Consider the following 18,767-nt stretch of genomic DNA (forward strand, 5'->3'; position numbering starts at 1 on the left):
CGATGACCAAGCCCACTATCGCACTGACCGAGTTGGTTGATAAAGGGACAGACGCTGATCTGCTCAAGCAAATGATCCAGTTTGTTGCCCAGCGCATGATGGAGTTCGACGTCGAGGGCCTGTGCGGCGCGGGCTTCGATGTCAAAAGCCCAGACCGGACAAATAGCGGTAATGGCTACCGCGATCGTCTTTGGGAGACCCGCGCAGGCGACGTCGACCTTAAGATTCTCAAGCTGCGCCAGGGCAGCTATTTCTCTGGTTTCCTTGAACCTCGACGCACCGCTGAGAAAGCCATGGCGGCGGTCATCCAGGAGGCCTACATCCAAGGCGTTTCAACGCGTTCGGTGGACGAGCTAGTCAAGGCCATGGGCATGACCGGTATCATACAAAACCAAATATAACTTTAAGGACTACTCAGGGACTTTACTCACTCGCACTATCAATCCCGTAATCCAGGCATTGAATGCCGGTGTCCAAGATGTCGTGCAAAATCGCGACGGTCTCTAATCCGAGTTTGTCATTGAGGGCATCTTGAGCTTGCTTCCAAGCCCTCTGGCCCTCGGCCTGCTTAGCTCGGCCTGCCTCAGTGGCTACCACAACGCGACTCCGGGCGTCCTTTCCCGGCTGAATTTCAATCCACCCATGTGCCACTAATGGCTGAGTGTTGCGGGTCAGCGTCGACGCATCCATTTGCATGCTTCTAGCGAGATCACCTGGACGGATTGGGCCAAGCCTTACGACATAGGACAGCAATGCGTACTGAGTATTTTTCAAACCGGTCGCAGCGACGTAGCCATCGTAATGCCGAGTCACCATTCGCGTCAGTTGCCTGAGCTTCAGGTTGGTACAGCCTTGAGGCTTCCGGATGTTTTCCATGAGACAGACTTGCACCTACAACAGTTGTATATGCAACCATATCCCAAAGCGCCTTAGCCAACAAGCAACATCTGGCTGACAAACACCTTGGGACACCTGAAAGCTTACTTTCCACCCCACACAACCGGCGTTCTTGCTGGAGCGGCTGGATTCAAACTGCTCACGACATCCAAGCGATCAATCTGCTCCGGAGTCATGTGCAAGTTCAGGGCGGCAAGGTTATCGACAAGGTGAGACAGCGACCGTGGCCCGATGATTGGTACTGAGCCGTGAGTACCTGCCCAGGCGAGTGCAACTTGGCCTGGAGTGGTGCCCAGCTCCTCGGCGATCTTGATCACGGTGTCCAGCACCTCAGTTCTCTGAGTCGAGTTTTCAGGCTGGAACGCTTTCCCGCCAAGCGCTTCCGCACGCCCCGCTTCGCCTTTTCGGTATTTCCCGGTCAGCAACCCTCCGCCCAGAGGCGACCACGTCACCATGCCCAAGTTGAAGGCTTGGGAAGCAGGGAAAATATCGGCCTCGGGCTCGCGGCGTACCAGGCTGTGCTCGAACTGAACCGCAGCTATCGGCAGGGAGCGGGTCAGCTCAGCAATCGTCACAGCCCTCGAGAGCTGCCATGCAGAGAAATTCGACAACCCGGCGTACAGAATCTTGCCGGCCCGGGCGAGATCATCGAGGCCACGCAGGATTTCATCCAGAGACGTCACACCGTCCGGATGATGCACCCAATACATGTCGATTCGATCCGTCCCCAGGCGCTTGAGGCTTGCTTCGACCGACGCAACCATGGCCTTACGGCTATTGCCCGTCACCAGGCGGTTAGCATTGGGGTTAGCACCGTTTGTGTACTTTGTGGCCAACACAAAATCTTCGCGGCGACCTTTCAGCAGCTCGCCTACAAGCTCTTCTGATTGGCCAAACTGGTAGATGTCAGCAGTATCAATGAAATTGCCACCCGCCTCTGCATAAGCGTTAAAGAGGCCCTTGCTGGCTTCTGGATCAGCCCCATGCCCCCAGCCCGTGCCGAAATTACCAGTTCCCAGGGATACCTGGGATACCCGCAACCCAGTATTTCCAAATGCAACGTACTTCATATTCAAACTCCGATTCCAGAACTGACTATATCCAATGCCCCAGAGCAGTTAACTTTGAGGCAGTCAAAAAGGTGCAGAAAAACGCTCCGCTCAAAGCTAAGCTCCAAGCTGTTGAGGTTCTTCCTTTAACTACACACGTAAAAGCGGGTGAACTCAGCCCGCCGAAAATCAGGCGCGATAATCGAATATCAAACACGTGGTAGTAGCATGCGCATAAAGCTTGCCGTCTGGGCCAATAATTCGGCCCTCCGCTATCGCGACCTGTCGCCCCACCTGGATGACCTTCCCTTCTGCACGCACCACCGCGACATCAGCAGTCAGGGCCCGCACCATGTTCACCTTGAGCTCCAGGGTCGTATAAGCCTTCCCTGCAGGTAGCGTGGTGTGGATCGCACACCCAACCGCTGAATCGAGAATCGTTGCGTACCAGCCTCCATGAACCGTTCCCATGGGGTTGTAGTGCCGCACCTGCGGGCGGCCCTGAAAAACAGCCTCACCTGGGCTCATCTGTATCGGTATGAAGCTGAGGGTGTCTCCCATCGGTGGCTGTGGGAGCTCACCATCGAAAATCGCGTTGAACATCTCCATACCGGAACGACTAGCGACCTCTTCGGCGGATGCCACGCCAGGAGATCTGAGGCGAACTCGGACCCTCTCCTCCTCAGCAAGCCAGCGAACACTCTCGTCGAATCCTCCCATCACACCCCCTTAGCAAACAGTTGCATATGCAAACGTTGTAGATACAATAATCTAGTATGATCGCCTCAGCAAACCCCTGCTTGGTCCGAGCCGCGAGAAATCGCGGCATTCGTAACTGCACGAACACCGCGCTCATGGACAGCCCTGAAGCTTTTCAAGGCCGCCTTCAAGACGAGGTACAGAATTCATTTGCTAGAAATGAACAGCACATGAGCGACGACCAAATGTCGCAGGTAGCTGCTATTCGAACCGATAGCTCGAACCCTGCTTCGAACATCACGACGTTGCACACAGGCGCTGTGCTGCTCCTACCAGCGCTGGCAGCTATGGGGGCACTGGCAACGAACTTCATCCTGCCCGTATTCCCTTCAATGGCCCGGGACCTGGGAGCCTCAATCAGCCAGCTGAGTGGAACACTGAGTAGCTTCTTCCTGGTGTTCGGATTGGGACAGTTGGTAGTGGTCCGTTATCGGATCGCTTTGGCCGGCAACGTCTGGCGCTGTCCGGCTTGGCTATTTTCATGCTCGGAAGTGTCGTGCGCGCATTGGCAGATTCTCTACCCGCACTCATTGCAGGGCGGAGCATTCAGGCGTTAGGCGTGTGCGGTACGGCAGTTTTATCACGTGCCATTGCTCGTGACTTGTATGACGGTGAGGGGCTGGCACGAGCCTTATCCCTAACCATGGTCGCTATGGCAGCTGCTCCAGGGTTTTCCCCATTGATCGGCGGCATTTTGAGTGACGCTCTAGGGTGGAGGGCTTTGTTCATCATCATCGCGATGGCGGCGGTGATACTCGCACTGATTTACAGCATACGCCTGGGTGAGACACATTCACCGGACAGGCGCTCGCCGCTGTCGGTGCTTGGGGTCGTGCTCGTGGGCGCGATGGCTACTGCTTTATTGTGCTTCTTGACTGCCGAGTAACGACCAAGGCGGAACGCCCGAACAAACCGCAACTGGACTAAACTGCAGCCATAAAAAAAGGGGAGCTTTCGCTCCCCCCTATATCTGGACAACAACCTTGCCTTTCGCTCAAAGTGAAAAAGCCGTCAATATGAGCTGTTCACATGGAACTGTTCGGGGTTCGAAGAAGCTGATTCGATTGCCTCAGATGGCCAACTCAAGGCACGCTCAGAACGCATAGGCATTGATACTTTTCAAAGCGCTAAAGTGGATGGAAGATATAGTCAGCTGTCTCTTGGTCATCCAATGCCACACCAAACTGTTTAAGTTTCTGCCGCAGAACTGGAGTGTCGACTCGGACTTTCCAATCCGTTCGAATATGGATGGCTCTCATGAGTGTGTCGTAGAAAGCATAGGCTTCGAGTAGCTGTTCTCGATCAAGCAGGTATACACTCAATGCGTTACCTTTCCACGCAGCAACATTGAGTCCCAAGATTTCGCATAGAGCGATTTTAGCGCGAGCATCCTCCCTATCTGCCTTTCGAGAGCGCTCAATCTTATTCTGCAGAATGGGGTCAATGATACGGTCAGTAAATAACACTTCACCACCCTCCCATACCTCAGGCGGACAAATTTTGCTCGCAGGATCCAGAGTGATGAATGGGTTTATTTCCGCAGGATAGATTCGACACACCAATGGGCGTTCATCATAGATACTGCAAAGGTTGTTTTCGCCCAGATTCTGACAGCTATTTAGGGCATTGCCCGCGAATACTGCAATGACATGGATAGAGGCGTCACCACAGATGACCTCCACGGCTCTGCCTTTAGCATGAGCTAACTCCTGCTGGTTTGAACTCCAATGAAGCTCATCAAATGCCTCAAGTAGAATTGCTACCTCATGCCCTCTCTTTAGCCACTGCCTCGTTTCATACAGCGTGAGTGGAATCAGCCGACCTTTGCAGCAAACCCCACACCCGTTGCAGGCAAACCGGATAGCTGTGTTTTCCATAGAAGAACTCGAAAGCGCTCTCGGCGCACCACTTGCAAAATTGACCTAGCAAGGCAGCACCTTTCAAGCAAAATTAACTAAGCGGGACAATCACTGACCACGAACGCACTTTTACCAATCAGAAATTTTCTTAAATTTTCAGAATAGTCCGCAGATACAGCCTGACGTACGCTTGGGCGAGTCATTAGCGATTGTCTCCAAGCTTCAACTCGAGGGAGCCCCTCCAGCACAATATTCTGGGCTGAAGAGTTAAGCACTTCAAAAAACCTGAAAATTGGTGCCATTACAACATCGACCATACTGAATTCAGCCCCTTCAAAGTACGGCCCGGCGACCAAGGCAGAATCAAGTTTAATTAGTTTCCCACGAAGCTCGGAGGCCTTATGAGCGAAACCCTCTTTATCGGGAGAATTAATCATTCCCCAAACGTCCCCCATCGCCGCTGTGGCGAACTCCATCCATGCTCGATGTTTAGCTCGTTTCAAAGGATCACTCGGGTGCAATGGCACCTGGCGATACTCGTCTTCAATAAATTCACATATCGGAAAACTTTCAAATAAAATAGTTTGACTCCCCTCCTCTTCACCTAGGATCAACAGCGGTACCTTGCCGGACGGAGAGATTGCGAGGAACCATTCTGGCTTATTAGCCAAATCGATGGTTTCACGCTCGAAGGCAATATTTTTCTCGAGCAAGGCAATTGCGACACGCTGGACAAACGGACACAAACCATGGCTCACGAGCTTGAGGTTACTGGGCATTTCAGAGGCCTATATTGAAAGGAGGCGGGACAGCGAATACATCTAGGCCTACTAGGCCGCACACTGTCTCGCCCAAACGCTGAAGTAATAGGTTAGGACTTTTACAGTCGGCGTCCGCCGTCTACGATGATTTCAGACCCAATCGTCCATTTGGACTCATCAGATGCTAGGTACACTACCGCTTTGGCGATCTCTTCTGGCGTGCCGAAACGACCTGCGGGAATGGAAGAAACGATTTCAGCGTTTACCTGCTCCCTGTACTCAACTGGAATACCGAGCTTGTCATAAAGTGGTGTATCCACAGGACCAGGACTCACAGCATTCAGACGAACACCGCGATCAAGCAGCTCTGTTGAAAGTGTTTTCGACATATTCAGCAGCGCTGCTTTGGTCGCCGCGTAAACCGAAGAGTTGGCATCACCCACATGAACACTCACAGAAGTATTCAATACTACGGAAGCCGGATTTGCGAACACCGGCAGGAGTGCCTGGATCAGGAAGTAAGGCCCTTTGACATTGACGTCAAAAGACCGATCAAACATCTCTTCACTCCACGCTTCCATAGGCATCCATACAGAAACACCAGCATTGAGGAAAGCGATATCAAGCTGTCCAAAATGATCACGGATGTCGAGAGCGAGTTTTTTCTGGGCTTCCACGTCAGCGGATTCCGCCTGGAGCACAAGTACCTCGCTCCCTAGCTGATTCTTAGCTTTAGCGATTGAATCTGGGTTCACGCCTGTAACGACAACTCTGGCCCCCTCATTCAGAAAATGTTTAGCGGCTTCGAGACCAATTCCGCTGGTGCCACCGGTGATCAGTGCGCGTTTGCCTTGCAATCTTGCCATTGGAAATTCTCCTGGTGTGCGGGGCCTTCATGCCCCGGTTAGGTGTACTATGTACCCATGCCGGAAAATTGATAAGATGGCAAAATTGAATAGCATTCATGCCCTCAAAGCATAAATCGGAGAATGGAACGTGGATCGTCTGCTACTGATGACATGCTTTGTACGCACTGTGGAAACGGGTAGCTTCTCGTCGGCAGGTCGAGATTTAGGCCTTGGCCAACCGAACGTAAGCCGCTACGTAGCCGCCTTGGAAGATCATCTGAAGACCCGGTTACTTCACAGATCCACCAGGAAACTGTCCCTTACGCCGGAAGGAGAGCGGTACTATGCGGATGCACGTCGAATCCTCGATGCTGTTGCTGAATCGGAATCGGCACTGAAGAACGACATTACGCCTTCTGGCTTGCTGAGGGTGGCCTGCCCTACTGCTCTGGCACATACCTTTATCGTTCCTGAAATACCCAGATTTCTAAGCCTTTATCCGGAAATGACCCTAGATCTGCAGATTAATGATCGCTTCGTAAACCTTGTAGATGAGGGTGCTGACCTAGCACTGCGGATCGGTCACTTCGATGACAAGACACTTAGAACTAAACAATTAGGTTCATTCAAGCGTGTATGCGTCGCTAGCTCAGATTATTTGGCCAAGCGTGGCACCCCTTCGACGCCGCAAGACCTCGAAAATCATGACTGTATAATTTATACATTATTAAATACCGGGGCCACATGGCGTTTTCGCAATGTGGACATAGCTGTCACCGGAAAGCTCAGAGTAAACTCTCCAGAAGCTACCCGAGAGTTGGTCAATACGGGTGTGGGGATAGCACAAGGGCCCCAATGGCTATACGAGGCGGGGTTGAGCAATGGAAATCTTAAACTGATACTTCAGGAGTTTTATCCGCCTCCCGTACCTATCCAGTTTGTTTACATTGCGGATCGGCTAATGCCTAAAAGAGCGCTGGTATTCATGGAATTCATAGCGGAAGCATTCGCCAACAGTCCCGTGATTGACGAATGTCATGCCTCACCCTAGCTAATGTGTTTACGAGCCTGCTGCCTCCCGCCGATCTCGTTACTGGCTGCAGGCTATTATTTGACGCCCTGGATCATGATTCCTCATCTACGCCCCCATCGGCGAAGCGATTAGCCTACAGCAGCAGGCCTTGGCAGCACGTCGTGGTGCTGGAGATGAGTGAAGCCTACCAAAGACCAAAAATCCGTTGACCATTACGTGCATATGCACGTACCTTGGAAAAATGAATCTCGATTGCACATGCTTCCGCGTCAGGCGGCTTTCTAGACATATTTCGCAGCTCTACGATGACGCCTTGCGTCCCGTAGGCCTGCGAGTCACGCAGTTCAGTCTGCTCTCAGCGCTTAAGAAAAATGGAACCATGACGGTGACGAGCCTGGCTGATTACCTGGGCTCAGACCACACCTCCATTTCTCGGGCACTGGCAACCCTGAAGAGTCACCATTGGGTCATGTTGACCCAGGGCGGCGACAAGCGCTCAACCTTGGTAGAAATCTCCAATCTGGGTCTTGAGATAGTCCGCGAGGCAACTCCCTATTGGAGTAATGCACAGCAGCGGATTTCCGATTTACTAGGAAGTGGAACCAAGCTTGAGTTAGATAAAGGCTTGGATGAACTTTTCAGGAGGCTATCTGAATTATGAATGACTTCAACAAGCACTATAAAGGTACTTTAGAGTTTGATGTCTCGCTCGTATCGGAAAGCGAAGCCCAAGGTCAAGCTCTAATCACTGATGGCATTCGCAACCCATTTGGTACTGTACACGCTGGGGCGATGATTTGGTTCGCTGATGTCGTAGCGACCACCCTTGCACTGCAGGGCGCTTCGCCTGAAAAAGGCATGGCAGGATTCCCTCTAGCCATCAACCTTTCAGCAAATATGCTGAGCAACTCGAGCGAAGGCAGATTAATTGCTACAGCCCGCTTCGTTAAGAGAGGCCGCAAGGTTTCGACCATACGTACAACTGTAGAGAGTGATCAAGGTCGGCTCCTCTTAGACATGACGACCACACATATACCCTCCTAAACTGCCACATTAGAGCCCAAGGAATATCTCAAAATCAAGAGATAGAGTGAACATCAACCCCTAAGCCACGTTAGAGGAACTTAAAATGCCAGTCTTCACCGCATACCTACCAAAAGATCGTTTCTCCTCAGAAGAGAAACGCTCAATCGCGAATGCATTTAACCAAACTCTTGTACAGGGCCTGGGCATACCTCAAGGGGATCACTTTGTTGTGCTGAGCGAGCACGGGAATGATGAACTCTTCATACATCCCACATTCATGGACATGAATCGTGACCCTAAAAATGCAATGATCGTAACCGTGCTATTGGGCGCTCACAGGCCGCTCGAAGACAAGAGAGCTCTGGTTAGCACCTTGAATAGATTGGTTTGCGAGGCAGTAGATATATCCCCTGACGACATTTTTGTAGCACTGATTCCAGCACCAAACGAGAACTTTTCGTTTGGCAGAGGCGAATTACAGCTAGCGGAAGGTAGTCCCAAGTGGTGATTTGAGCTCTAAGGCTTGGGAGTCTTATACCCCAAGCCTTAATAAGTCGAACACAGAAAACCTAGATACTACTGATGCCTTGACTTCAACAACGAAACACCGGTCATCTCTTTGGGCTGCGGAAGATCGAGGACATCTAGAATGGTTGGAGCAATATCACACAGCCGTCCATTACTTAGATCGAATTTACTCCCACCGGAAATGTAGATGAGCGGAACAGCATTAAGAGTATGGGCAGTGTGAACTTGTCCGGCCTCAGGATCCCACATCTGCTCGACGTTGCCGTGGTCTGCAGTTATCAGGCAATTGCCACCCGACACAAGCACTGCGTCTACAACACGCCGCAGACATTGATCGACGGCCTCCACAGCTTTTACAGCAGCTTCAAAAACACCACTATGTCCAACCATGTCCCCATTTGCATAATTACATACAATCAAGTCATGATTGGCACTTAAAATTTCTGCGACTAAATTATCCGTCAACTCAAAGGCACTCATCTTGGGCTGAAGATCGTAGGACTCCACCAGCGGAGATTTAACAAGAATCCTTTTTTCCAATGAGAATGGCTCTTCCTGCCCCCCATTAAAGAAAAACGTAACGTGGGCATACTTTTCTGTTTCGGCAATTCTAAGTTGAGACCTTCCCAGCCGGGCCATGTACTCACCCAGACTGTTCCTAATAGGTTCTGGCGGAAAAGCACACAATACATCCAACTCTTCTGCGTAGCGCGTCATAGTGAGCATCTGCTCTTTGCTTATGACAAAAGGTCTCTTGAATTCAGAAAAATTAGAATCAGTGAGCGCTTTGCAAATTTGACGAGATCGGTCAGGTCTGAAGTTCAACAGTATGACTGCATCGTTTTCACTGATGACAACAGGGCTGCCAACCGATGTTGCCTGGACAAACTCATCGCTTTCGTCACGTGCATAGGCTTCTTGAAGAGCCTCCTGCGCAGTTTCATAGTGAAACTTGCTTTGCCCTTGAACAATTAACCTGTAGGCCGCCTCTACCCGACTCCAGCGGTTATCGCGATCCATCGCATAGTAACGCCCTACTAACGACGCAATTCTACCTCCGCCATTGTTGGCCAATTCAAGCTCAAGGGCAGAAATAGATTCCGAAGCGCTTTTAGGTGGGGTATCTCGCCCATCAAGGAACGCATGAACATAGTATTGTTCGATACCATTCGCCGCAACCAAACTGGCTGCTGCAACAAAATGATCCAAGTGACTATGAACACCGCCAGATGACAATAAGCCAAGCAGATGAACTGAACCACCTCGTTGCCTTGTACGTTTCACAACCTCCAGAAAAGCATCGTTCTCATAGAACGAGCCATCTTCGATACTTTTGTTGATCCGCGAGAAATTTTGATAAACGATCCGACCCGCTCCGAGGTTCATATGACCGACCTCGGAATTTCCCATTTGACCTTCAGGAAGCCCTACAGCCATACCGGACGTCGCAATCTCACTGTGGGGGTAATTTTCGAAAAGGTAGTCCAGGGTCGGAGTGTTGGCAGCAGCTACTGCATTGGCGTCCTGCTGAGACCTCAGTCCAATTCCATCCAAAATAATTAGAGTGCAGGTTGTCATATGAGAACCTCTAAATAATATTCCTGGCGCACACGGCTCATACTTCTACTTAGAGGTAAACCGTGCGCGCAATGGTCAGTCGGCATCTACGAGGATTGTCCCAGCGCCTTAGGACGCCTGGCCTTCAAGAGCCTCCTCAATACGAAGCAAACGGTTGTACTTTCCAACACGATCTGAACGACACAGCGAGCCGGTTTTGATCTGCCCGGCGTTAGTCGCTACGGCCAGATCGGCAATCGTTGTATCCTCCGTTTCCCCGGATCGATGAGAAATCACCGCAGCATAACCAGCCTCTTGCGCCATACGTATGGCATCAAACGTCTCACTTAAAGTTCCGATCTGATTAAGTTTAATCAAAATCGAATTAGCAACTCCTTGTTCAATACCCTTGCGCAGAATTGCTGGATTAGTGACGAAAAGATCATCCCCCACCAGTTGAACTTTCTGACCCAATTGAGCGGTTAAGTATGCCCACCCACCCCAATCACTCTCATCCAGACCATCTTCGATAGAAGCAATCGGATATTTGCTACAGAGATCAGCCAGATAGTCAACAAACTGCTCGGAAGTCAGAGACCTCCCCTCACCTGCCAACTTGTATTTACCGTCCTTGTAAAACTCGGAGGCCGCGCAATCTAATGCTAACGTTACGTCTCGCCCTAACTCGTAGCCGGCGCGACTAACAGCTTCGGCAATAACAACGAGCGCTTCTTCATTCGAGGCCAAGGAGGGTGCGAAGCCTCCCTCATCACCAACAGAGGTACTTAGACCACGCTCTGAAAGCACGGCCTTCAAGGTATGAAATATTTCAGCACCAATTCGCAAACCCTCCCTAAAATTCGGAGCTGAAATTGGCTGAATCATGAACTCTTGGATGTCGATATTATTATCCGCATGCTCACCACCGTTGAGGATATTCATCATCGGCACAGGCATAGAGTAAGTGGGGTTCGCACTGAATAGTTTCGCAAGGTGTTCGTACAATGGAATACCCTGGGATGCTGCGGCAGCTTTAGCCGTGGCCAAAGAAACAGCGAGAATAGCGTTAGCACCAAGAATAGACTTCGAATCCGTACCATCAAGTGAGATCATTGCTTGATCAATTACTCGCTGATCCAGTGCATCCAGGCCTAGAATGCGCTCGTGGATCGCGACATTCACGTTTTCGACGGCACGCATTACGCCTTTTCCCTTGTAACGCCATGAGCCATCACGCAGTTCAAGGGCTTCTCGGGAGCCGGTGGAAGCGCCTGACGGTACGCTTGCCTCACCTGTTACTCCACAACCTAACGTAACCACAGCTTCTACGGTAGGGTTACCTCGAGAGTCCAAGATCTCGCGAGCGAAGACTTTCTTAATGCGAGTGAACTCACTCATCACTACTTTCCTCCAATTGCGATGCACATCCAGCATATTGATAATTAGCGTCCAGCAACTCTTGTTGTTCGGCAAACTCAGCTCGAATATCAAAATCGCGCGGCCAGTCATCAGGCTTAAAATTCTGATCCAAGCCAGACTCAAAAGTTTTCTGTTGAACAACCATTTGGAAACTCCCTGACAATAGCGACCATACCCCGGAGCTACACCTAGGTGAGTACCGATTGCGTGGCGCCACCGTATATATCCGACAAGGATTAGAGGCAGATCCTTATAAGCATCAAAGCTGATGCATCCGCCTCTAGAATTATTTCAATTAACTGAGAGTTAGACTTGGAGGATTTTCATGCCGTTCGTACCACCCACCACATTGTAACTGTCACCCTTAGTGAGAATGATCCAGTCTCCGGGCTGTACCAAATCACGCTTCAGCAATTCGCCGATGGCGGCTTCGCTTACTGTCTCAGAGGGCAATGCGGCAGGATCAAACGCTATGGGATAAACACCACGGAACAGCGAGGAGCGAGCCTGGGTAGCGCGATGAGGCGAAAGCGCATAGATCGGCACATGAGAACGAAGCCGAGACATAATCAAGGGCGTGAAGCCACTCTCGGTGAGCGAGATGATTGCCTTGACACCAGGAAAGTGGTTCGCGGTGTAGAGCGCGGCCAGCGCAATGCTTTCGTCACAACGCCCAAAGGTCGTATGCAATCGATGACTAGACTTTACATTGGTTGGATGCTTTTCAGCCCCGCTGCAAATACGAGCCATGGCACGTACTGCCTCGACAGGGTATGCCCCAGCAGCGCTTTCAGCGGACAGCATTACGGCGTCAGTATTGTCGAGTACCGCATTGGCCACGTCTGACACTTCAGCGCGGGTAGGCATCGGACTGGAGATCATCGACTCCATCATCTGGGTCGCAACGATCACCGCTTTGTTGTTGCGCCGGGCATGCAGAATAATCTTCTTTTGGATAGCGATTAGCTCCGCATCTCCAATCTCCACACCAAGATCTCCCCGAGCGACCATGACCGCATCGCTAGCGGCGATCAGCTCATCGAGCGTCTGATCATCGGCAACAGCCTCGGCTCGTTCGATCTTCGACACCAGCCAGGCTGTCCCTCCTGACTCATCACGCAGCTTGCGGGCGTACTCCATGTCCTTGGCATCCCGAGGGAATGAAACGGCCAAGTAGTCGAGATCCATTTCCGCAGCGAGTTTGATATCAGCTTTGTCTTTTTCGGTAAGGGCAGGAGCAGTGAGCCCGCCCCCCTTGCGGTTGATCCCCTTGTGATCTGACAGAGGCCCGCCCACAGTGACGATGCAATGTAAGGCTTCGGGCGTAGTCGATTCAACACGCATAACCACTCGCCCATCATCAAGCAGGAGCTCGTCGCCGACACCACAATCCTTGACCAGGTCGGGGTAATCAATTCCCACAACCTGCTCATTGCCTGATGTGAGAGGATGACTCGTGGAGAAGGAGAAGGTATCGCCAACCTTCAACTCGATCCGTTTGTTAGTGAATTTCGCAATACGAATTTTAGGGCCCTGCAAATCGCCCAACAAAGCCACATGCCTACGGTGTTTGGCAGCGATCTCACGAATCAAGCGAGCGCGAGCAATGTGCTCACTTGGAGTGCCATGAGAAAAATTCAAACGCGCCACATCTAGCCCGGCCAAGATCAGTTCTTCAATGACTTGCGGTGAATTACTAGCAGGGCCTAGAGTTGCAACAATTTTTGTTCTACGGATAGTCATACCGATACCTTCCAGGGACGAGGATTCCCTCATCTCACTGAGTAAGTTCGAAAAGTTATTGCTGGCTGAGCACTCAGCAATACAAGGTGGGATTTGCAGCCGAGACTGCGTGCCCCCGGGGAGGCACGCAAATGCCAGGGTCACTCGTCGACGATGTCCACGTCTTTTGTCTCAGCAGACAGGTATACACAGAGTCCAGAGAACGCCGCGAGAGCTATCGTGAGCATCGAGATCGCGTAAGGCGTACCGTAATGGCTGAGGAGGAATGCCCCTACAATTGGAGCAGTACCACCGCCTACGATTCCACCAACGTTAGTAGACATCGCGAAACCTGTGAAGCGAGCGCTAGGCCCGAAAGCTTCGCCAGTGAACGATGGCACTGCACCGTATACCAAGCCATATCCAGTCATGAACATGCAGGATCCAGCGACCATCGGCCAGAACTCACCGGTTGAAAAAAGGTGCCAGAAAGGAAAGGCTGCAAGTGCAGTCACGACAAAACCAATTAGCATCATGGTACGGCGGCCAATGCGATCTGCCAGCGCGCCTGCAAAGGGTACGACTACCAGGTGAGTACAGATTGCAACCATTGCGACTGACAACACGAAGGCATTGGACAGGCCTAGCTCTCGCTGGCCATAGCTCAGGGCAAATACAGTGAAGAGGTAGAAGGTCGAGAAGTGGCAGATGTTAGCGCCTGCAACCAACATCAGTTGCTTAGGATAGCGAGTGAACAAGCGGAGGGCTGGAGATTGCGAATCGCCTGGGGTTGCAGCCCTCTTCTCAGCAGTTTTTTCAAACACTGGAGACTCAGGGACTTTGGAGCGGACAAACACCCCTACTATCAGCAGCGCAAGGCTGGCGATGAAAGGAATTCGCCATCCCCAAGCAGTGAAATCCTCTTTAGAAAGCAAGGCACTCACGATCAAGAGCATGCCAGCGGATGCGATGAAACCAAAGACTGGGCCAATGTTATTGATCGCCGCATAGAAACCCCTCCTTCTTCTTGGGGCATGCTCTAAGAGCATCAGCACAGCGCCACTGTACTCACCCGCAAAAGCGAAGCCCTGGATGAAGCGGAGCACGCAGAGCATGATAGGTGCCCAAATGCCAATGCTGGCATAGGTAGGCAAAAGACCAATACCTACAGTGCTCAAGCCCATAATGATGAGAGTGAGATACAGCAGCTTTTTACGGCCAATCCTGTCCCCGAAATGACCAAGTACAAGCGACCCTAGTGGACGCGCCACGAAAGAAATTGCGAATGACGCAAGAGAGGCCAGCCGGGAAACAGTCTCATCAGTCCCTGGGAAAAACAGAGGCCCAAAAATAAGGGCAGCAGCAGTGCCATAGAGGTAAAGATCGTAGGTTTCTAATGCTGTTCCGAACAGGCTTCCGGCCACAACATTTTTCATGGATTTTTTCTCGTCATGATCCATGTGATCGAGGTCACTTTCGACAGGGCTCGATATAGAGGTATGCATGGTTTCACCTTTTGTTATTGTAGATATGCAAGTATTTTCTTGCTGAAAAACCCTCAGAGATTATTCAAGGCCTCTGAGTGCTTTGACGAAATAATCACGATCTCCCATCTGCCCACCTTTGAGAGCAATCTCCACATCCTTCAGGTACGGCTCGCGAGAGTGCATTTGGCACAGAGGAGCGCCAGGAGAAATATCAGACTTGATAACCAGAGCGTCGGGAGCAAGCACTTTGGTCACTTGGCTCGATGTGTCGCCACCGGACACCACTAATCGTTTCAACGGGAATGCCTTGAGAATTTCAAGTGCAACCTGGCCTACCTCCATCGCTAGCTGCTTCCCTCCCTGAACCCTCGCCTCATCCCTAGGCAAGCCTTTTTGCAGCATTGCCTCGATCATCTGCTCGATCCGAGAGTCACCAGGGCCTTTGGCAGTGTGAATCAGCACCGACCGCCCCTCTTCGAGGTGGGATACAGCGGCCATTACCACATCTCGTATTGCGGCGCTTTTTCGGGACTCAGTAATCAAAGCGGCAGCATCGACTTCAAGCTCCACAAACCCGTAATCGATTGCCGTTTCAATCTGGGCCTGACTCAACGGCGAAGCACTGCCTGAGATAACCAGTACCTGGTCTGCAGGTTTCAGAGGTACGGCCAGCGACGCCTGTGGCGGAAACACCCCAGCGGTACGCCAATATTGTGTGAGGCCGTACTCCACGCCGGAAGAACCGACGACGAAGACTGGAGCTGCGCCTGATGAAAGCTCGGTCAATACTTGGCCAGCGGTGGTCATATGAGAGTCGTCGGTACCATCAAACAGCACTGCATCGTGCTGCTGTGACATCTCGTCGACTAATCGGCTGAGCTCTGCACTGCTTTCGAGCTGGCGAATATCAACTTTGCCAATCGACAAGTTCTTTTGCTTGCCGATATGGATACTCAAGTCCGCTTCATGCATCGGGGTGATCGGGTGGGCACTCATGATAGGGTGCCGGTCAATCCTGTGAACCTTGTGATCTGTCTTGGACAAGGCATAGAGGTTGCCGAAAACGCAGTAGCGGCCCAATGCGGGATTGCCTGCAATGATCGGGATCCCTTTGACATCATAGATGCGAGATGCCAGCTCAATGACGTGCCCAATGCTGCCCACGGAGTCGGCACTGTCAAAAGTCGAGCAAACCTTGTAGTGAATCAACGCTGGCGATAGACGTTTGATGCCCTCAAAAATCCCAGGCAACACCGCATCCATCTCGCCATTGGACAAAGCACGGCTATCACCAGCGATGCCGATGGCGTCAAATTCGCCGAGTTCCGCCAGGCGCTCTGGAGTCGGAGGAGCGAGGAACAGGGCACACTTAAGTCCAGCAGCCGTCAGAACCTCTAGAGCATCAGTCGAGCCAGTGAAGTCATCACCATAAAAGACCAACGGGAGCTTGGTAACGTGATGGGAGCTCATGACTTAATTGCCTCCAAACTTCTGGAGGGCAGCTGACAGCGCTGGCCTACCCTCTGCGTAACGCTCAAGAGGCACATGCTGTACAGCAGCTTCCCAACCTTCACGCATGCTTTGAACGCCTGCTTCGATACCCATCGGATGACCGATGATGCCGCCGCCAGCGAGGTGCATCAGGTCAACAGATTGAAGCCTGTTGAAAAGCTCAGGTGCCTGGCCCGCCCATTGACCGGAGGAGAAGACAGGCATCAAGGGGCGCATGCCGGCAAATGGAGCAAGGCAGCTCTTGGCAGAGGAGATTACGGAGTCGTCCGCCTCGTAAAACTTGCCCTGAATACCATTAACATGCAGATGGTCGATCCCGGCCAGCCGCCAGATCTTCTGATACACCTCGAATGAGAAACCTAACTGGGGATAACGAGTCAGAGCTCCCCAGCCATTACGATGACCATGAATAGGCAACTGGGCATGCTTTCGAATGTGCTCTACCGCCGAATGCCCAACCCAATTCAGGCAAAGCATCACGCAGGTACCACCCGCCTCAAGCACTGCATCTTGGCGGCGCATCATCTCGTCGATGCTGCCCGAGATGTTGATAGCGTACATAGGCATGCGTCCGAGGCGATCTGCATGCTTGTGAAGCACAGGCATCACAGCACCGAGACGGGCATCGAACGAAGCGTAGGTAGGATCGATAAGCAACTCATCATCCTTGATGAAATCGATACCTCCGGCGCAGAGCTCATCGACCACAGAAGCTGTCTGCTCTGGAGTAAGGCCGATACTCGGTTTGACGATGGTTCCAATGATCGGTCGGTCATGAACACCGGCTAGCGCCCTGGTGCCTTCAATTCCGAATTGAGGGCCAATGAATCCCGATGCGAACCGCTCGGGAAGCTCCAGATCTAGCACCCTCAGCCCGCTCACCTCGCCAATCTCAAAGAGATTGCCAGCAATGGTGGTGAGCAACGCAGGGATATTAGTTCCGATATTGGCTGTAGGGAACGCGATAGTGACCTCACCACGATGGTAGGTCTCAGTGGGATTGTGGCGAGCCAGGTAGTCGCTGTGCAGAGAAGGGCTGGAAACGGATGGCAGCGGCTCGATAGCTACGACACGAGCACGAGAGCGTTCTTTAAGCTCCGCCGATTCGCCAGGAAGTGAGAGGAAGGTACCGCTGGATTGCTCCCCTGCGATTACCTCGCTAACCCGTTCAATCGGGTAGCTGCTCTCTACAAAAAATCGGGCAGTAAACTCCTCTCGCCCGGCCTTGTGATCGACCATGATGGGTGCCTCAAATCTATTTGTTATTGTGAATCTGCCCGAAATGCCCAAGGCAGTTTCAAATCAATATACATTGACCCTGTATCAATCCAACCGATATGATTTCCTTCGATCGTGAGAAAAACTCACACTAGAATCCTAGCTATGGCCGAGGCTTCGGTCTTACGGAGGTGCGTATATGACGTCGCCAGTCAGGCCTTCGCTCAATGCCCTACGAGCGTTTGAAATGATCGCGCGCAAAGGATCGTTCAGCGATGCAGCGGATGCTCTGTGCGTGACTCACGGAGCTATCAGCCGTCATGTCCGAAGCCTGGAAGACTCCCTAGGTGTAATTTTGCTGACCCGAAATGCACATGGCACCAAACTCACCCCAGAGGGAGCAAGCCTCGCCTCAGGCTTGGCCAGGGCTTTTGCCTTGATACAAGAAAGCATTGATGAGGTTCGCCCTCGCCCGCTTGAGCTCTCCTGCTCGGCGTCGATCATGATGCATTGGCTGCTACCTCGACTCGCCAAGCTCCACAGCAGCTTCCCTACCATGGAATTAGGCTTGAAAACGGGTCACGGCCCCATTGATTTCGCCCACGAAGGCGTCAGCGTAGCGATACGCCTAGACAGCATCGAACCACCTCCCGGGATCGAGCCGATACCCCTAACCAGCGAATGGGTAGGTGCAATTTGTTCGCCTGCTTATCTGGCTACGTCCGGCGTCACAGAGGTGAGCGACTTAACCAAGGAGCGCTTGCTGACCACAAAAACCCGTCCCCACGCTTGGAAGGACTGGTATGCATCTATTGAGCAAGAATCTGGTGAGCTGCTTGAGATGGAGTATTTCGAGCACTTCTACTTACTCATTCAGGCAGCCAAGCTTGGCTTGGGGTTCGCCTGTGTTCCACGCATGCTGGTGGAGGCAGAGCTTGAGAGTGGCGCCTTGGTGGCCCCGTTTGGCTTTGCACAAGGGGCAGCAAAGTTGGTTCTGTGGGTTTCACCCAATGCAAGGCTACGCCCCGATACAACAGATTTGGAAAAGTGGATAAAAAAAGAGATGGCGCAAAGCTAGACAAGCGCCCGCTT

20 protein-coding genes and 1 pseudogene are annotated in these 18,767 nt (G+C 51.9%); 8 read left to right on the top strand and 13 right to left on the bottom strand.

Going from position 1 to position 18,767, the window contains the following annotated elements; genetic code table 11:
* Positions 1-2 precede the first annotated feature (2 nt).
* Positions 3-398, top strand: a pseudogene (locus OSW16_RS16730) (transposase); the annotation flags it as partial.
* Between the two features lie 25 nt (positions 399-423).
* On the opposite strand, the gene OSW16_RS16735 reads toward OSW16_RS16730, so the two are convergent.
* The 3 genes from OSW16_RS16735 to OSW16_RS16745 form a co-directional block, all read right to left on the bottom strand.
* Complete coding sequence (locus OSW16_RS16735; RefSeq protein ID WP_267816957.1) at positions 424-876, bottom strand: MarR family winged helix-turn-helix transcriptional regulator; 453 nt, start codon at positions 874-876, stop codon at positions 424-426.
* A gap of 104 nt (positions 877-980) precedes the next feature.
* A complete protein-coding gene (locus OSW16_RS16740) occupies positions 981-1,967 on the bottom strand; it encodes an aldo/keto reductase (RefSeq protein ID WP_267824010.1) in 987 nt (328 codons plus the stop codon).
* Between the two features lie 168 nt (positions 1,968-2,135).
* The gene (locus OSW16_RS16745) at positions 2,136-2,666 is read right to left on the bottom strand and encodes a PaaI family thioesterase (protein ID WP_267816959.1); all 531 of its coding nucleotides are present in this window, start codon (positions 2,664-2,666) and stop codon (positions 2,136-2,138) included.
* A gap of 209 nt (positions 2,667-2,875) precedes the next feature.
* Here OSW16_RS16745 and OSW16_RS16750 point away from each other — a divergent pair, with 209 nt between their 5' ends.
* Together OSW16_RS16750 and OSW16_RS16755 are read left to right on the top strand one after the other, a co-directional pair.
* Positions 2,876-3,262, top strand: a complete 387-nt coding sequence (locus OSW16_RS16750) for a hypothetical protein (protein WP_267816961.1) — start codon at positions 2,876-2,878, stop codon at positions 3,260-3,262.
* The gene (locus tag OSW16_RS16755; RefSeq protein ID WP_267824012.1) at positions 3,166-3,591 is read left to right on the top strand and encodes an MFS transporter; all 426 of its coding nucleotides are present in this window, start codon (positions 3,166-3,168) and stop codon (positions 3,589-3,591) included. Before OSW16_RS16750 ends, OSW16_RS16755 begins: the two co-directional genes overlap by 97 nt.
* Positions 3,592-3,832: 241 nt before the next feature.
* On the opposite strand, the gene OSW16_RS16760 is transcribed toward OSW16_RS16755, so the two are convergent.
* From OSW16_RS16760 to OSW16_RS16770, 3 genes are all read right to left on the bottom strand, one after another.
* Positions 3,833-4,582: a YkgJ family cysteine cluster protein gene (locus OSW16_RS16760; protein ID WP_267816963.1), complete on the bottom strand. Its 750-nt coding sequence runs from the start codon at positions 4,580-4,582 to the stop codon at positions 3,833-3,835.
* 77 nt (positions 4,583-4,659) lie between these two features.
* Entirely contained in the window at positions 4,660-5,343 is a 684-nt protein-coding gene (locus OSW16_RS16765) for a glutathione S-transferase family protein (protein WP_267816964.1), read from the bottom strand.
* Between the two features lie 101 nt (positions 5,344-5,444).
* On the bottom strand, positions 5,445-6,191 hold the full coding sequence (locus OSW16_RS16770) for an SDR family oxidoreductase (RefSeq protein ID WP_267816966.1): 747 nt from the start codon (positions 6,189-6,191) through the stop codon (positions 5,445-5,447).
* A 130-nt stretch (positions 6,192-6,321) separates the two neighbouring features.
* Between OSW16_RS16770 and OSW16_RS16775 the strand changes: the two genes are divergently transcribed.
* The 4 genes from OSW16_RS16775 to OSW16_RS16790 all read left to right on the top strand — a co-directional run bounded on the left by OSW16_RS16775 (position 6,322) and on the right by OSW16_RS16790 (position 8,740).
* Positions 6,322-7,224: a LysR family transcriptional regulator gene (locus tag OSW16_RS16775; protein ID WP_267816968.1), complete on the top strand. Its 903-nt coding sequence runs from the start codon at positions 6,322-6,324 to the stop codon at positions 7,222-7,224.
* 361 nt (positions 7,225-7,585) lie between these two features.
* Positions 7,586-7,867: a hypothetical protein gene (locus OSW16_RS16780; RefSeq protein ID WP_418942015.1), complete on the top strand. Its 282-nt coding sequence runs from the start codon at positions 7,586-7,588 to the stop codon at positions 7,865-7,867.
* Positions 7,864-8,250 (top strand): PaaI family thioesterase, encoded by a 387-nt coding sequence (locus OSW16_RS16785; protein WP_267816973.1) that lies wholly within the window; start codon positions 7,864-7,866, stop codon positions 8,248-8,250. Before OSW16_RS16780 ends, OSW16_RS16785 begins: the two co-directional genes overlap by 4 nt.
* Positions 8,251-8,335: 85 nt before the next feature.
* Positions 8,336-8,740, top strand: a complete 405-nt coding sequence (locus OSW16_RS16790; RefSeq protein WP_267816975.1) for a tautomerase family protein — start codon at positions 8,336-8,338, stop codon at positions 8,738-8,740.
* A gap of 68 nt (positions 8,741-8,808) precedes the next feature.
* Here the strand turns inward: OSW16_RS16790 and gpmI are convergent, their stop codons facing one another.
* From gpmI to OSW16_RS16825, 7 genes are all read right to left on the bottom strand, one after another.
* Positions 8,809-10,338, bottom strand: coding sequence for a 2,3-bisphosphoglycerate-independent phosphoglycerate mutase (gene gpmI, locus OSW16_RS16795; protein WP_267816977.1), 1,530 nt, complete (start codon positions 10,336-10,338; stop codon positions 8,809-8,811).
* A 108-nt stretch (positions 10,339-10,446) separates the two neighbouring features.
* Entirely contained in the window at positions 10,447-11,715 is a 1,269-nt protein-coding gene (gene eno, locus OSW16_RS16800) for a phosphopyruvate hydratase (protein WP_267816979.1), read from the bottom strand.
* Positions 11,708-11,881: a hypothetical protein gene (locus OSW16_RS16805; protein ID WP_267816981.1), complete on the bottom strand. Its 174-nt coding sequence runs from the start codon at positions 11,879-11,881 to the stop codon at positions 11,708-11,710. The genes eno and OSW16_RS16805 overlap by 8 nt, the downstream gene beginning before the upstream one ends.
* 161 nt (positions 11,882-12,042) lie before the next feature.
* The gene (pyk, locus tag OSW16_RS16810) at positions 12,043-13,479 is read right to left on the bottom strand and encodes a pyruvate kinase (RefSeq protein WP_267816983.1); all 1,437 of its coding nucleotides are present in this window, start codon (positions 13,477-13,479) and stop codon (positions 12,043-12,045) included.
* 140 nt (positions 13,480-13,619) lie between these two features.
* Entirely contained in the window at positions 13,620-14,963 is a 1,344-nt protein-coding gene (locus OSW16_RS16815) for an MFS transporter (protein WP_064328530.1), read from the bottom strand.
* A 60-nt stretch (positions 14,964-15,023) separates the two neighbouring features.
* Positions 15,024-16,415: a four-carbon acid sugar kinase family protein gene (locus OSW16_RS16820; RefSeq protein ID WP_267816987.1), complete on the bottom strand. Its 1,392-nt coding sequence runs from the start codon at positions 16,413-16,415 to the stop codon at positions 15,024-15,026.
* A 3-nt stretch (positions 16,416-16,418) separates the two neighbouring features.
* Positions 16,419-17,696, bottom strand: a complete 1,278-nt coding sequence (locus OSW16_RS16825; protein WP_267816989.1) for a ribulose-bisphosphate carboxylase large subunit family protein — start codon at positions 17,694-17,696, stop codon at positions 16,419-16,421.
* 226 nt (positions 17,697-17,922) lie between these two features.
* Between OSW16_RS16825 and OSW16_RS16830 the strand changes: the two genes are divergently transcribed.
* Positions 17,923-18,753 carry a LysR substrate-binding domain-containing protein gene (locus OSW16_RS16830; RefSeq protein ID WP_418942016.1) on the top strand — a complete coding sequence of 277 codons (831 nt, stop codon included), beginning with the start codon at positions 17,923-17,925 and terminating at the stop codon, positions 18,751-18,753.
* Positions 18,754-18,767: the final 14 nt, after the last annotated feature.

The organism is Pseudomonas putida (assembly GCF_026625125.1).
Classification (GTDB): domain Bacteria; phylum Pseudomonadota; class Gammaproteobacteria; order Pseudomonadales; family Pseudomonadaceae; genus Aquipseudomonas; species Aquipseudomonas putida_X.

Coding starts and splice junctions, on each gene's coding strand:
- gpmI (WP_267816977.1), bottom strand. CDS start 10,338: ATGACAACCTGCACTCTAATTATTTTGGATGGAATTGGACTGAGGTCT.
- eno (WP_267816979.1), bottom strand. CDS start 11,715: ATGAGTGAGTTCACTCGCATTAAGAAAGTCTTCGCTCGCGAGATCTTG.
- OSW16_RS16750 (WP_267816961.1), top strand. CDS start 2,876: ATGAGCGACGACCAAATGTCGCAGGTAGCTGCTATTCGAACCGATAGC.
- OSW16_RS16825 (WP_267816989.1), bottom strand. CDS start 17,696: ATGGTCGATCACAAGGCCGGGCGAGAGGAGTTTACTGCCCGATTTTTT.
- OSW16_RS16805 (WP_267816981.1), bottom strand. CDS start 11,881: ATGGTTGTTCAACAGAAAACTTTTGAGTCTGGCTTGGATCAGAATTTT.
- OSW16_RS16785 (WP_267816973.1), top strand. CDS start 7,864: ATGAATGACTTCAACAAGCACTATAAAGGTACTTTAGAGTTTGATGTC.
- OSW16_RS16745 (WP_267816959.1), bottom strand. CDS start 2,666: ATGGGAGGATTCGACGAGAGTGTTCGCTGGCTTGCTGAGGAGGAGAGG.
- OSW16_RS16780 (WP_418942015.1), top strand. CDS start 7,586: ATGACGGTGACGAGCCTGGCTGATTACCTGGGCTCAGACCACACCTCC.
- OSW16_RS16815 (WP_064328530.1), bottom strand. CDS start 14,963: ATGCATACCTCTATATCGAGCCCTGTCGAAAGTGACCTCGATCACATG.
- OSW16_RS16735 (WP_267816957.1), bottom strand. CDS start 876: ATGGAAAACATCCGGAAGCCTCAAGGCTGTACCAACCTGAAGCTCAGG.
- OSW16_RS16770 (WP_267816966.1), bottom strand. CDS start 6,191: ATGGCAAGATTGCAAGGCAAACGCGCACTGATCACCGGTGGCACCAGC.
- OSW16_RS16830 (WP_418942016.1), top strand. CDS start 17,923: ATGATCGCGCGCAAAGGATCGTTCAGCGATGCAGCGGATGCTCTGTGC.
- OSW16_RS16790 (WP_267816975.1), top strand. CDS start 8,336: ATGCCAGTCTTCACCGCATACCTACCAAAAGATCGTTTCTCCTCAGAA.
- OSW16_RS16820 (WP_267816987.1), bottom strand. CDS start 16,415: ATGAGCTCCCATCACGTTACCAAGCTCCCGTTGGTCTTTTATGGTGAT.
- OSW16_RS16740 (WP_267824010.1), bottom strand. CDS start 1,967: ATGAAGTACGTTGCATTTGGAAATACTGGGTTGCGGGTATCCCAGGTA.
- OSW16_RS16760 (WP_267816963.1), bottom strand. CDS start 4,582: ATGGAAAACACAGCTATCCGGTTTGCCTGCAACGGGTGTGGGGTTTGC.
- pyk (WP_267816983.1), bottom strand. CDS start 13,479: ATGACTATCCGTAGAACAAAAATTGTTGCAACTCTAGGCCCTGCTAGT.
- OSW16_RS16765 (WP_267816964.1), bottom strand. CDS start 5,343: ATGCCCAGTAACCTCAAGCTCGTGAGCCATGGTTTGTGTCCGTTTGTC.